Source organism: Aureimonas sp. AU40 (genome assembly GCF_001463785.1).
Taxonomy (GTDB): Bacteria; Pseudomonadota; Alphaproteobacteria; order Rhizobiales; family Rhizobiaceae; genus Aureimonas.
This window is the reverse complement of record NZ_BBWL01000050.1, coordinates 1-13,365: the sequence shown is the minus strand read 5'-3', so window position 1 is coordinate 13,365 and position 13,365 is coordinate 1. Positions and strand designations below refer to the sequence as shown.

Below are 13,365 nucleotides of genomic sequence, written 5' to 3'. Positions count from 1 at the left end.
GGGCGCGAGCCGCTGCTCGATATCGTCGGGGTCAACTACTACTTCAACAACCAGTGGATTCACGGCGGCCCGCCGATCGACCACGGCCACCCCCTCTACAAGCCCTTCCGCGCCATGCTGGCCGAGACCCATGCCCGCTACGGCCGCCCGATCTTCGTGGCCGAGACCGGCATCGAGGGCGAGCGGCGCGCGAGCTGGCTCGCCTACGTCGGGCAGGAGGTACGGGCGGCTCTCAAGGCAGGTGTGCCGGTCGAGGGCATCTGCCTTTATCCCGTGCTCGACCATCCCGGCTGGGACGACGAGCGCTATTGCCCGAACGGCCTCCTGCGCTTTTCCGAAAGCCTGGCAGGCCGCACCGCCGACCCGGCGCTGGCAGTGGAATTGGCACGGCAAAGCGCACTGTTCGGGGAAGAGGTCGGGGCACCGCTTTCCGCCTGAAGACCGGTTCGACACCTCGGCGGCGGTGGGCCGCCGAGGTGTCGAACCGGCGTTTACGATCGGCTCGAATAGCTCACACGCCGCCGCTCACTCGCCCCGCCCGAGCCAACTCGCCGCCTCCCGCACCCTCCGCTTGTCCACGTCCAGCGTCAGCCCAGCCTCGAAGCGCTGGAGGGCCTCGGCCGCGTGCCGCCGCGCCTCCTCGGCAAAGCCCGGCGCGTCGAGGCGCGAGAGGGTCAGCAGTGCCTTTTGCAGCCGCACGCCGATTTCCATCAGCGTCGCCCCGTCGCGGGCGATGGGGATGAAGAGATCGTCGAACAGGTCGGCAAGGTCGAGCGGCGGCACGAGGACATTCGGATGCTCGATCTCGCACTCCCCCTCGCGCGGCTCGGCCAGCGCGGCGAGGACGCGCACCGTGCGACCCACGATGTCGATCGCCGTGCCGAGATCGTTGGTGGCGGGCGACAGGGCGCGGCTGGCGATCTCGGCCAGAACCGAGATGCCGAAGCGCGGGTCCTGGTCGAAGGCGCGCACATCCCCGATCGTGAAGCAGGCGCGTATACCAGCCTCAACATCCTCTCCTTCGAACCCCGCGAAACAGGCGATCGGCCGGGTCGGGTCGAGGAAATCGCCCGGCACCGCCCGCACGAAGATACGCCTCGCCGATCCGTCTGCGCCCCGCCCCCCGGCGGCCTTCGCGACATCCGCGAGACCGGCGACGTCGACATGCTGGACATAGCCGATCTCGGTGGCGTAGACGGCGCGCGCTTCCCTTGGGATGTCGCGATCGGGATCGCGCAGCGGCGCCCCGCCCATCGCGGGCTCGCGATGGCGCTCGCGCAGCGCCGCCAGCGCCGCCGCTTCGACGCGGCGCGTGGTTTCGGTGACGCGGCCAAGCCGCGAGAGATGGTCGATCCAGCGAAGCAGCGTCACCACCACGCCGAGGATCACCGCCAGCGTGACGCCGAACAGCACCACCCGCCCGCTCTCGCCGTAGATGCCGGCCGACAGGGCGATGATGCCGACGAGGCTGAACAGGAACGAGCCGATGAAGGTCGCCAGCATGTTCTGCGTGGTCGCATCTTCCATCATCAGCGTCGTCGCGCGCGGGGTGACGTTGCTGGTCGCGGCGGAATAGGCGCCGACCATGGTGGTAAGCGAGAAGGTCGTGACCGTCAGCATCGAGGCGGCGATGATGCCGAGAATATTGTCCACCGCATCCGCGCCGATCTGCGCCGGCAGGTCGCTTGGAATATAGGGGCTGAGGAGCGCCGCCACGAGCGCGGTCGCCACCGCCGCCAGCGAGAACAGCGTCGCCCGCACCCATATGCGCCGCGACAGCTGCCGCAGCCGCCAGAGCCAGCGCGCGGTCATGCCCGGCGCCCGGGCTGGGCGGGTTTCAGGGGGCATGGCTGGCGAAGGCGGATCATCGGTCGATACCTCGGGGAGGGAATGGGTCGAGCTCCGAACCTCACATGGAACGAGGACGCGAACTGGCGATCCCGACAGTGCGGGATGAAGAGGAGAAATCGCCTTGCCGGTGCCGGCGGGTCGGAAGGGAGTTTCAGCAGGTCCCCTTGCGAACATGACGTCGAGCTTCCATTTACCATCCACTTGGATGGTTTGAGGATGGATCGAACGATGCCGAAGAAGGTGGACGGACCGGGGCGGGGCCTGGAAAGCGAGAAGCTGACGCTCAATCTCGGCTTCGTGGATCTCGGCCGCATCGACCTCCTCGTGCGGGACGGGTTCTATTCCAACCGGAGCGACTTCATCCGCACCGCCATCCGCAAGCATCTGGAGGCGCACGAGGCGCCGATCCGGCAATCCTCCGAGCGGTTGACGCTGGAGCTCGGCCTGCGCCGCTTCACCCGCGCCGATCTCGAACAGGCCCACGCCGAGGGTCAGGTCCTGCATGTCAGGGTTCTCGGCCTCGCGCAGTTCGACGCCGACATATCGCCTGATCTCGCCCGCGCCACGATCGGCTCTCTCACCGTTCTCGGTGCCTTCCAGGCCAGTCCCGCCGTCAAGGCGGCGCTGGCCGACCGGCTGCATTAGAATGACGGGGCGTACGTGGATCGTCGCCTTTTCGGTCATTCCACGGGGAGTCGTGAGCCAGTCAATCGGCTCGGCTTCGACTTCCAACGCGCATCAAGAATGGGGCCTCGCCTCGTCATCGAGACGACGAGTGCCATCAGCGGTCCAACACTTCACGCTCACGCCCCAGCCAACCGGCGCCCCCGCCGACACCGCCCAAATGCCCCTCGCCTTTCTCGCCCAACGGCCGTGCGACCGCTTCGCGCAAGTCCCTTCGCCACGGCCAGGAGCCTTCTCATGACCCGATCCTTTTTCGCCTCCATGGAGGCCGCGCGCCGTCTCGTCCTGCAGAACGATTTGACGGAGGCCACCGCGCTGATCCAGGCGCAGTTGAGCGGCGCCGCGCCCTCCTTCGACACGCCGCCGAACCCCGCGCCGGCCTTCGCCGGGCCGACGCTCGAGCTGCACGCCGAGCCCGCCGCCTCGCCGTCGCCGAAGCCGTCCTCGGCCGCTCCGTCCGGCTGGCACGCGGCGCCCAAGCAAGCCGCGCCTCGCACGCGGCCGCGCTTTCCCCTGCCCGGCATGAAGGCGCATGGCGGCATGAAGGCGCCGACGCTGCCGCCCGGCGCGCGCTTCGAGTCGCTGCGCCATGAGGGGCCGCACGGGGCGCGGGCCTATCGGCTCTACACGCCGTCGCGCCCGAGCGAGGACCCGCGCCCGCTCGTTCTCATGCTGCATGGCTGCACGCAGAACCCGGAGGACTTCGCCATCGGCACGCGGATGAACGCGCTGGCGGAGGAGATGAACGTCCTCGTCGCCTATCCCGAACAGCCGCGCGCGGCCAACAGTTCGCTCTGCTGGAACTGGTTCGAGCCCGCGCATCAGCGGCGCGGCGCGGGCGAGCCGGCGATCCTCGCGGGGATCGTGGAGGACATCGCCCGCTCGAACCCGGTCGATCGCACGCGCATCTTCGCGGCCGGGCTTTCCGCCGGCGGCGCCATGGCGGCGGTGCTGGGCGCGGCCTATCCCGATCTCCTCGCCGCCGTCGGCGTCCATTCCGGCTTGCCGCAGGGCTCGGCCGACACGGTCGCCTCCGCCCTCGCGGTGATGCGCAGCGGCAAGGCGCCAGGGCGCGGCACGGCGCGCGGCGCGCGCACCATCGTCTTCCACGGCACGGCGGACCGGACGGTGAACCCGATCAATGGCGAGCAGCTGGCGGGCCTGGCGGACGGCGACGCGCGGGGGGCCGAAACGCGGGAAGGCGCGAGCGGAGGCCGCGCCTTCACCCGAACGATCCGCCCCGCCGGAGCGGACACACCGGCGATTGAGCATTGGCGCATCGAAGGCCTTGGCCATGCCTGGTCGGGCGGCGACGCAGGCGGCTCCCATTCCGATCCGATCGGCCCCGACGCCTCGCGCGAGATGCTGCGCTTCTTTCTCCAATCTTGACCGAGGTGCTCGGAAGGGGATCAGCGGCAAACGGGGTGGCGGCGCGTGATGCCGCTATTACCCTCGCCAGTGAGCGAGTCGGGCTTGCGGTCATCAGCGACTCACGTTGTCCGATGACAACTGATTCTTTGCGCCGGCACAAGGCGAGACGAGCTTTCTGAACCCGAAGGCCTGAGCGAGGAGACTCGCGGCGCGCAGATCAGAAGCCATGGGGGCGAAGGCGAACTCGTCGTTCGCTCCCCTACCCGGTCGCGACGCTGCTCCCGCTCGCAGACATGGCATTCCGCCCCAACCCGCTCCGCTCAAACAAAAACCCCGCGCCCTGCCGAAGCCGGAGCGCGAGGTCGATGAATGTTCGCAGAAGAGAAGTGCGACCGTCGCCGCCCTCTCACGGCCCCATCACGAGCATGTCCTGCTCGTCGGCGCTGTTGAGAACGCGGGTCATGCGTTCGGCCTCGCCCCGGCTCATGCGGGTCATGGAAACGTCGCGGATCGACACGGCCTGCCGCGTGGCGATGAGGCTCACCGTCCAGGTGCCGAGATCGTCCCGGTCGGCGGCGTAGCGCGGCAGGCGCTTGGGACCCCAGAGCCCTTGGCCGAAGCGGCGGGCCTCCGGTTTCGGCGCGATCGGCTCGGCGGGAAAGTCGGGGCGGCCGTAGAGATCCTCGATCTCGCGGCCTTCGTAGCGCGCGGTGTCCGTGTCGATCACGCATTGAAAGCGCGGCTCGCCCTTGTCCAGCACCACGAAGCGCACCGCATCCTCCAGCGAGGCGAACTTGCGAAAGCGCATTGCGCCCCTCGGCAGCAGCCGCCGCCCGGACAGGGACCAGAACACGTCGGCCTCCGCGCCGAAGCCGGGCGGGCGGCCCCCGCCCGTCCGCTCAGCCGCGCTCATGACGGGGACCGCCGTCTTCGCCGCGCGCGTCAACGCGGCGCCCTCGCGGACAGGTCCGGCAGGCAGATGGCGGACGCCTGATCCTCCCGCTCCATGCGGACCTGCCGCAGCTTGACGGCCTTGGCGCGCGTTGCCGCGCTCGCCATCCGCACCGCGTCGAAGGTGGAGGGGCCGTTGGGCGACGGACGCGCCGTGAGATGCCGGTCGGCGGCGACGTGGAGATCGTGAAGACGGGTCATGGCAGGTCTTTCCCAGAAGAGGCGCACGGCGGGACGAAGTCCCGCACCGCCTCGGTTTCAGGACGCTGGCGGATGCGAAGCCTAGAAACTCTTGCCTTCCATCCAGGCATGGACCTCCGCGTCGGCATCGCTCTTGGTATGGCCGGATCGGTCGCGAACCATGCTGGCAAGTTGCTGCTCGTTGTGGATCGTGGTGAGATCGTAGCGCGTCAGAAAAGGCCAGCGCGACTGAGCTTCGGTCAAATAGGTGCGTTTGCGGGCGACCGTCTGGTCGCTCTCGCCGCCTTGATATCCGAACATGGCTGTTCTCCATGAGAACGGACGGATCGGAATCCAATCATCGAAGGGGCGAACGCGCCCGCGCGACAGACATCGACGCTCTCAAATTTAGCATAGAGAAAGTGCAGGGAGATACAAACGATAAGTTCTTTTTTATTTTCGGAACCAATCCGTCTTCCGCCATCGAGCGATTACTGCCGTTCTGAAAAGAGCCGTGTTTAGCTCAAGCTAAAAATACTTATGCGCGATACCCAACCGAATTATCGGACGAACGCAGATCGAAGGCGTCGAGCAAAAACCCCACCGAACCGAGCTGCCGGAGGGAAAGAACCGGCCTGCCGCCGCGTTTCCCCGCCATGACGACAGAAGAGGCAAAGACCCCCGCACCTCCGCTCTCGCGCGAATGGCCCTTTCCGCTGGCCGCCGCGCTGGGCTCCGCCGTGCGCGCCAAGGGGATCGAGCGCGAAATCCGCGCCCGCCTGCCCTTTCCCCTCCGGGCGGCGCTGGAGGTGGAGGCAGGGTCGATCCGCTTCAGCCTGCCGGCCAGCGAAACGCCAAGCTTCGAGACCGGTGTGGCTGTCGTGGCGGATGTGCTCGCCGGGGTCGCGTCCCTCCCCGTCTTGCCCGGCGAGGTGGAGGACATTCTCACGATCCTGCCACGCGAGCGGCTGAAATGGACCAAGGACGGTCGCCTGCGCAGCGCCGGCACGCGAACCGTGAAGCTGCGTGGGCGCGCCAAGGCCGTCACCTTCCACGTCTTCGATCCCAAGGAGATCGAGGACTGCCTCGACCGCGACCTGCCGACGCTCTGGCGCGAGGCCGATGTCGAGGCCGGCGCGGAGAACCGCGCCCGCGCCGCCGGCAAGGCGGCCCAGACGCGCGCGGCGGCCAAGTCCGGGGAGGCGAAGGCTTCCAAGCGCAAGCCCCGCGCGGCGCGTGGCAAGACCGGCCGATCGGAGTTGAAGGATTGGGAGGTTTTCGAGGCGGAAGGGTTCTTGCGCTGAGTGTTTCCGGTGGAATGGAAACGGTGGGCGGAGGTGTCTGACTATTCTCCGCCGCTGTCATATTGCGAGGCTTCGGCTCTTCTCTTTCAGTAGACGGCTCTCGCTCACGACCTCTCGCGTTGAAACGATGCATCGCAGTAGCTGTCTGAGAAACCGGGCCACCACCGGAAGATCCCTTTGCCAGATCACGTCGGCGCCAAAGCCGAGCGGTGGCACTGGCATCAGCTGCGCTTCCCGTCAGCGAACGAAATCCCTCGCCATTCTTCGCCGGTAGGTTTTGCACCAAGTTCCAAAGACCCGTCACGCCTCATACCTGCCGACGCATCCCAATGAGCCGCCTCAGGGTCACCCTGAGCACCTTGCAGCGATGTCTCCCCGCCCCGCTTCGAAGCGCTTCCGACCGGTTCCACGCTTGCGGCCATCGGTCCTGCCTGTCTTGACGTTTGCGTGATCGGCGCTCTGTTCCTGCCGGTGGCAGTGGAGTTTGGGCGTCATGGATCTCGACTATCAATCATCGACTTTCGAGCCCGTCGCCGAGCCGCTGGAGCCGGAGGGCGCGGTCCGCGCGCCCGAGCCGACGCGCGTCGTGCTGGCGCCCGCCGAGGCCTTTCCCCGCATCGATCTTCGCGCCAAGGGCGAGCCCTGGGAGCGCCGTCGCACCGCCGGCAAGCGCCTGCGCGCGTCGATCCCGCACGCGCTCCATGCCGAGGGTGTCTCCCTCGATGGCCGCCCCGATCCGGTGGATCTCATCATCCGCTCCAACGAGGGGCGTCAGGCTCGGCTCGTGCCGCTGCGCACGGCGCGCATGGCGCAATCCCCCTTCGCCTTTCTGCGCGGCGCCGCCAGCATCATGGCCTTCGACCTGTCGCGCAGCCCGTCCAGCGGCATCGAAGTCGTCATGAACGGCGACGCGCATATCTGCAATTTCGGCCTGTTCGGCACGCCGCAGCGCGATGTCGTGCTCGATCTGAACGATTTCGACGAAGTGACGATCGGCCCCTGGGAGTGGGACCTCAAGCGTCTGGTCGCCAGTCTCAACGTGGTCGCCCGCGAGCAGGAGATCGGCCGGGACGAGCGTGCCCGCATCGTGCGCAGCTGTGTCGAGGGCTATCGCCGCTCCATGGCGGATCTCGCCCCGCGCGGGCCGATCGACGTCTGGCATCGCGCCGCACGGGCCGATCAGCTCGACTTCGACGGCATCGAGATCGACGCGGCGTCGCAGACCGTCCTGCGCAAGGCGGTGGAGAAAGCGCGACGGCGCGACAATGCGAGCCTTCTCGAAAAGGTCGGCGAGCGGCAGGTCGACGGCGGCTGGCGCTTCCGTCTCGATCCCCCGATCCTCGCCGGCATCGACGACGCGACCCGTGACGCTGTGATTTCGGGTCTCGAGCTCTACGCCGAATCCCTGCCGCGCGAGCGCCGCTTCATGCTCAGCCGCTATCATGTCGTGGATGTCGTCCACCGCGTGGTGGGCGTCGGCAGCGTCGGCACGCGCGCCTATCTCGCGCTGCTCTTCGGCAATTCCGATCAGGACGCCCTGTTCCTTCAGGTCAAGGAAGCCGTCGCCCCCGCCCACGCGCCCTATGTCTCTCCCCTCCCCGAGCCCTACGGCTCGCACGAGGGCGCGCGCGTCGTCTATGGCCAGCGCCTGCTCCAGGCGGTCGGCGATCCCCTGCTCGGCTGGACCACGATCGGCGACCGGCCCTTCTACGTCCGGCAGATGAAGAACATGAAGGGCGAAATTCCCCATGCGCTGCTCGGCGGTCGTTCGCTCTCCTTCTTCGCCTTCGGCTACGGCGCCCTTCTCGCCCGCGCCCATGCGCGAACGGGGGACGCAGCTGCCATCTCCGGCTATTGCGGTGGCAAGGAGAACCACGGTTTTGACGAGGCACTGGCCGACTGGGCGGAGACCTATGGCGACCAGAATGCGGCCGACCATGACGCGCTGGTGAAGGCCATAGCGGACGGTCGGTTGGAAAGCGGCGGCGTCGTGGAAGGCTGATCCGTCGAGAACAGCGCCCCCTCTTCTTCTATCGTCACAAGAGCGCAGCCACCCTTCGAGGTCGCTGTGCTTTTTGATGCGCAAACGTTCTCGTTGTTCGGCCTTCTCCGAAGCATCTAAACCCATTAAACCGCAAAGCTTCGCCGGCGCACTGCCTTTAGGCAGCAACGCTTGAGCCGTCAAGAACCGTGTTAAACCCTGATCAGGGCTTACATTTTGCCGGTGATAGCGCTTTCCCTCTTTTTCCAAAGCCCTATCGTTCCGCTCAAGCGCTGCCCCTCCGTAATTTCGCTCAAAACGATAGAAGAATTGATTTGAGACTGGTTTCTGGATGACAGGACTGTCACCCCTGAATCGCGCGATGCCATGCGCGACGGGTCGATCATCCCGCTGAAAGGCTGGAACAGCGCCTTGGGCGTTTCCGCCAGCCAGCGCGCCAGCCCCCTCGCCTCCTCGAAGAACGGCAGGACGCGTTCGGTGAGCGTGACGGTGAGGCCGAGATGGAGGCCACGTGCGTTGCAGCGGGTCTTCAGCTCGATATAGCCGAAGCGCACGAGGTCCACGAGATAGCGTCGGATGGTGCGGGGCGAGCGCGACATGATGTTGCCCGCCGTGCCCTTGGTGATAGTGGTCTCGCGCGTCTTACCGCAGCGGGCGCGCAGGACCTGGAGAAAGGCCTTGGCGTGCGGTGTCAGCCGGTCGTCGCGCGCGGCAGTGGTGGCCATAGGCTGCGCGTATTGCCGGCTTTCCTGCGGCGCGGGCCGGCTGTGGCGCGGACGCGGGACCGGGGCTTGGCGCGGCGCTCTGGAGCGAGGCGCACTCGCGGCCTCACCTACCGGCTCGCGCCCGATGGCGGCCGAGCGCAGGCGCGCCTCGGCAAGCGACAAGAGCCCCGCCGCCTGGTCGCGCCAGATCGCGGCGCGGGCCAGGAAGTCGGGATGCGGCCCGGCTGTCTCCGCTGGCTCTGGCGCAAGTGTCCGCGTTCCGTCACTTGCCCCTGATAGACAGGCAAGGATCGGTCCGCGCACGCGTCCAGGCGTGCGGGCTTGATGGTCCGTCATGGCGTCCCCCTTGCGCGAGGCAAAGCGAGGCCGTGGCGGGAAGCCGCAAATTCACTTGACGATGAGGTTGGGGGAAGCTAAACCTGCAAACAGCGACGAATACAGATGAAGGCTCCGGCGGCTCCCGCTTCGGGGCCTTTTTCTTTGCCTATGGCGTCTCCCTGTTGATGACATAAGACGGCCGGGAGCCGCGAAGGCATCCAGCCGCAATTCCGTTATCCGCCGGGCGAAAAGCCCAGCGTGAAAGACCGCCGCGCAGGACGAGCGGAGCCGCAGCCAGCCTCAGGCGCCCTCCCCTCGTCCTGCGCGCGGCGGTCATGACTGTGTCTCGCCCTTGGCCGGCGCGGGCGATCCCTCGCCGCGCTCGGCCTCGTAGGCGGCGAAAAGGTCTGGCAGCCGCTGGGCCACGAAATCGGCAAAGCCCAGACCCAGCTCCCGATCGATCACCAGCTTCGCGTCCCGCTCGTTGGCGGACAGTGTCGCGACGCGGCGGCCGGAATGGGCCAGGATCATGCGCTCCACAGGCGGCGGGGAGCCCTTGCGCTTGGCGGCTGCCAGAAGCGCGGTGAAGCGCTCGTCCGATGAAAGGCCCGATGGTGGCTCCCAGAGATAGCGGGCGACGCGATCGCTCGCCCCCTCGCCTTTCAGCGCCTCCGCCATGGCCTGCCAGCGCGTGCGGCCGACTTTCGGCGCGCGCCCGACATGGCGCAGCACATTTTCCGGCACGGCGCGCGCCACGGTGATGAGCTTGGACACTTCGGCCTTGTCGACATTGAGCGCCCGACCGATCACCTGCCGGCTCTGCCCTGCCTCTTCCAGGCGCACGCCGAAGATCGCGCGCTCGATGAAGGTGAGGTCCTGCCGGGCGGAGTTTTCGATGCCCTGCGCCAGCGCCAGCGCCTCGTCATCCATCTCGCGCACGATGGCGCGCACCGGCCGGTTGAGCGAACGCGCGGCCCGAAGCCGGCGATGGCCGAAAGCCGTCTGGAAGCGCGTGGGGTCCTGCGGGTGCGTGCGCAGGAGAACGGGCACTTCCTGCCCGCTCTCGGCGATCGAAGCGACCAGTGCTTCAAAGGACGCTTCGTCCTCCTCGTCCGGGATGCGATCGGCATAGGGCGAAGGGTCGACCAGGAACGGATCGATCTCCACGATGCGCGCGCCTTCCGACAGGCTCTGGCGCAGCGTCTCGTTCTCGCGCTCGATCTGGCTGAAGCTTTCCTTCATGGACCGCACCGAACCCGACGAGACGCGCGGCAGACGGCTCGCGTTGTCAGATGACAACTCGTCCGCTTCCGGCCGCGTCGCGAAGATCGAGGCGATCGACTTGGAGCGCTTGTTCATCGTCCCCAGGCTCCCTGTATCAGGCTTTCGACTTCCGTGTTCACGGCGTTGACGCTTTCCAGCGCCCGGTCATAGGCCGCCCGGCCGACCGCGCCGCGATCGAGCTCGTAGAGCGACTGCTTGGTCAGGCCCGCATTGGCGATGGCGGTGGATTTCCAGGCGGTGGCGGCGAGCACGTCCTGATGGAACAGACCGCGCAGCAGCGCCACGATCTGCGCCTCCGGCACGTCGTTGGGATCGTGCCGCGTCACGACATAGCGAACGAAGTCGAGATCGAGATGGCCGCCGGCATCTTCGACCACGCTCATGAGGTCTGCGGTCATGAGCAGGAACTGGCTCATGGACGCGACATCCACCATCTGCGGATGGATGGTGACCAGTAGAGCCGAAGCGGCGTTGAGCGCGCCGACCGTGAGAAAGCCGAGTTGCGGCGGGCAGTCGATGACCACCACGTCGTAATCCGCCTCGACCTCGGCGATGACGCCCGAGACGCGGCGGAAGAACATGTCGCGGCCGCGATCGCCCCGCATCATGGCGCGCGGGGTCTCGTGCTCGAACTCCATGAGCTCGAGATTGCCGGGCACGAGATCGATCCCGTCGAAATAGGTCTTGCGGATGACCTCGCGCATCGGGCGCCGGTCGTCGTCATAGCGGATGGCGCCGTAAAGCGTCTCGTTCTCGCCGATGTCGAATTCCGGCTGATAGCCGAACATGGCCGAGAGCGAGGCCTGCGGGTCGAGATCGACCGCCAGGACGCGGTAGCCCTGCAACGCCAGGAACTGCGCGAGATAGAGCGAGGTCGTCGTCTTGGCCGAGCCACCCTTGAAGTTGGCGACGGCCAGCACCTGCAGCTTCTCGCCCTCGCGCCGCCGGGGCACGAAGGCGAGGGCCTCTTTGGGTCGATGTTGGGAGAGGAAGGTTCGAAGCTCGTTCATTTGAGCGAGTGTATAGGACCGCCGACCCCCCGTGGATAAAGTGGGGACAGGTCCGAGCCCGTCGAGCGACAGTTGCCTGAGGTAACCATCGGAAACGCCGACGATTTTGGCGACTTCGCCCGAGGAAAAAGATCGCAAACTCTTCTGCGCTGTCGGCGGAAACATCGCGTCGCGCATCGAGCGCAGCTGGGCCGACAAGAGTTCGGCATGCTGCGTGATTCGCTGCGTCGCGCTCAGTGAGGCAGCGGGGATGGGCCGTGCGGCTCTCATGTCTCTCTCTAAACCTCAGACGGACTATCGGCGTCAGACGGCCATTTTCCGTCTGGCATTTGGTCATGAATCCCTCCGAGTCGCAAGGCGAGTCGGAAAGGGGTTAACGAGGCCTTTCAGGCTCCGGCAAGCTCCGTGTTGCAGGGCGCTGAGGTGGCCGGTGACAGGGCGTCGCGGGTCGGAACTGGCATTCCGCCTATCATTCCGATGCCCTGTGATGGCGGTTCTAAATGGTGCGTTGTCAGGTGACAACTTCACGCATGGCAATCCGTCGTAGCAGGCCCTGTGCTCTGCCCCGCGCGTCCGCGTCGCACCCGGCAACCCCTGCGTCACCCGTGCATTCCCATCCCGACCGGCACGAAAAGGATCGTTGGGATGAAGACCGTTGTAGTGACCGGAGGCAGCGCGGGGATCGGCTTGGCCATCGCAGAGCGCTTCGCCAAGGCCGGGTGGCAGGTCGCGCTCCTGGCCCGCGACAAGGAGCGGCTGGCTGAGGCGCGCGAGATGCTGGCGGGCCATGGGCCGCGTATTCTCGACATTCCGACCGATGTCGGCGTGGCGGCGGAGGTGGACAGGGCGGCCGAGCGTGTCGTGGCGGAGCTGGGCGGCATCGACGCCTGGGTCAACAACGCCATGTCCACCGTGGTCGCCCCGGCGGACAAGATCACGCCGGAAGAGTATCAGCGCGTCACCGCCACGACCTATCTTTCGCAGGTCTACGGCACGCTCGCCGCGCTGCGCAGCATGAAGCCGCGCAATCGCGGCGCGATCATCCAGGTGTCGTCGGGTCTGGCAATTCGCTCCGCGCCGCTTCAGGCCGCCTATTGCGGCGCCAAGGCGGCCGTCGGCGGGTTCACGGACTCGCTGCGCTCCGAACTCATCGCCGATCGCTCAAGCGTGACCTTGAGCGTCATCTATCTCCCCGCCGTCAACACGCCGCAGCCGACCTGGGCGCGCAACCGGACGGGCCATGAGCAGGTGATCCCCGATCCGCTCTTCGACCCGCGCCTCTGCGCCGAAGCGGTCTATTCCGCCGTGCGCGATCCGCAACGCGAAATCTGGGTCGGGCGCTCCACCGTCATGATGGCGCTGGCCCAGGCGCTGGCGCCGGGCTTTGCCGATCGCAAGGCCGCCGGCATGCGCGAGGCGCAGGAAGGCGCGCCCATGGCGCCGCGCGAGGGCAATCTGGAGGTGGCGGTCAGAGGCCCGGCGCGGATCGACGGCCCGTCCAAAAGCCGGACGCTTGGCACGCGCCAAGAGTTCGTGACGAGCCGCCAAGTCGATCTGGTGAAGGCGGGCGCGGTGGCAGGCGTGTTCGTCGCTGGCCTTGCGGCGCGATCCGTTCTGTCGAGGCTGGTCGGTCGCTCGCGTTACTGAGCGTCTTTAGCGGCGGGAGCGGGCGCTTTGGCCGGTTC

The 13,365-nt window shown here is 67.3% G+C and carries 12 protein-coding genes and 1 pseudogene; 6 read left to right on the top strand and 7 right to left on the bottom strand.

The window, feature by feature from the left end:
- A pseudogene (locus AUL32_RS25685) lies at nucleotides 1–438 on the top strand (glycosyl transferase family 1); the annotation flags it as partial.
- A gap of 87 nt (nucleotides 439–525) precedes the next feature.
- Here AUL32_RS25685 and AUL32_RS19140 read toward each other — a convergent pair.
- Entirely contained in the window at nucleotides 526–1,812 is a 1,287-nt protein-coding gene (locus AUL32_RS19140) for a DUF2254 domain-containing protein (protein WP_062118577.1), read from the bottom strand.
- Between the two features lie 267 nt (nucleotides 1,813–2,079).
- Between AUL32_RS19140 and AUL32_RS19135 the strand changes: the two genes are divergently transcribed.
- Entirely contained in the window at nucleotides 2,080–2,496 is a 417-nt protein-coding gene (locus AUL32_RS19135; RefSeq protein ID WP_061978330.1) for a hypothetical protein, read from the top strand.
- Nucleotides 2,497–2,772: 276 nt separating this feature from the next.
- Nucleotides 2,773–3,924 carry an extracellular catalytic domain type 1 short-chain-length polyhydroxyalkanoate depolymerase gene (locus AUL32_RS24665; protein ID WP_244497981.1) on the top strand — a complete coding sequence of 384 codons (1,152 nt, stop codon included), beginning with the start codon at nucleotides 2,773–2,775 and terminating at the stop codon, nucleotides 3,922–3,924.
- 388 nt (nucleotides 3,925–4,312) lie between these two features.
- On the opposite strand, the gene AUL32_RS19125 is transcribed toward AUL32_RS24665, so the two are convergent.
- The 3 genes from AUL32_RS19125 to AUL32_RS19115 form a co-directional block, all read right to left on the bottom strand.
- Nucleotides 4,313–4,819: a hypothetical protein gene (locus AUL32_RS19125; RefSeq protein ID WP_156421535.1), complete on the bottom strand. Its 507-nt coding sequence runs from the start codon at nucleotides 4,817–4,819 to the stop codon at nucleotides 4,313–4,315.
- Nucleotides 4,820–4,848: 29 nt separating this feature from the next.
- On the bottom strand, nucleotides 4,849–5,058 hold the full coding sequence (locus AUL32_RS19120; RefSeq protein WP_062118570.1) for a hypothetical protein: 210 nt from the start codon (nucleotides 5,056–5,058) through the stop codon (nucleotides 4,849–4,851).
- An 81-nt stretch (nucleotides 5,059–5,139) separates the two neighbouring features.
- Nucleotides 5,140–5,358, bottom strand: coding sequence for a hypothetical protein (locus tag AUL32_RS19115; RefSeq protein WP_061978327.1), 219 nt, complete (start codon nucleotides 5,356–5,358; stop codon nucleotides 5,140–5,142).
- A gap of 335 nt (nucleotides 5,359–5,693) precedes the next feature.
- Between AUL32_RS19115 and AUL32_RS19110 the strand changes: the two genes are divergently transcribed.
- Nucleotides 5,694–6,341 carry a hypothetical protein gene (locus AUL32_RS19110; protein WP_062118567.1) on the top strand — a complete coding sequence of 216 codons (648 nt, stop codon included), beginning with the start codon at nucleotides 5,694–5,696 and terminating at the stop codon, nucleotides 6,339–6,341.
- Between the two features lie 493 nt (nucleotides 6,342–6,834).
- Nucleotides 6,835–8,343, top strand: coding sequence for a DUF2252 domain-containing protein (locus tag AUL32_RS19105; RefSeq protein ID WP_082659843.1), 1,509 nt, complete (start codon nucleotides 6,835–6,837; stop codon nucleotides 8,341–8,343).
- Nucleotides 8,344–8,552: 209 nt separating this feature from the next.
- On the opposite strand, the gene AUL32_RS24660 is transcribed toward AUL32_RS19105, so the two are convergent.
- From AUL32_RS24660 to repA, 3 genes are all read right to left on the bottom strand, one after another.
- A complete protein-coding gene (locus AUL32_RS24660) occupies nucleotides 8,553–9,404 on the bottom strand; it encodes a helix-turn-helix domain-containing protein (protein ID WP_244497980.1) in 852 nt (283 codons plus the stop codon).
- Nucleotides 9,405–9,719: 315 nt separating this feature from the next.
- Complete coding sequence (gene repB / locus AUL32_RS19095; RefSeq protein WP_062118561.1) at nucleotides 9,720–10,745, bottom strand: plasmid partitioning protein RepB; 1,026 nt, start codon at nucleotides 10,743–10,745, stop codon at nucleotides 9,720–9,722.
- Entirely contained in the window at nucleotides 10,742–11,950 is a 1,209-nt protein-coding gene (gene repA / locus AUL32_RS19090) for a plasmid partitioning protein RepA (protein ID WP_061978323.1), read from the bottom strand. Before repA ends, repB begins: the two co-directional genes overlap by 4 nt.
- Nucleotides 11,951–12,325: 375 nt before the next feature.
- Between repA and AUL32_RS19085 the strand changes: the two genes are divergently transcribed.
- A complete protein-coding gene (locus tag AUL32_RS19085) occupies nucleotides 12,326–13,327 on the top strand; it encodes an SDR family oxidoreductase (RefSeq protein ID WP_062118558.1) in 1,002 nt (333 codons plus the stop codon).
- The last annotated feature ends 38 nt before the right edge of the window (nucleotides 13,328–13,365 follow it).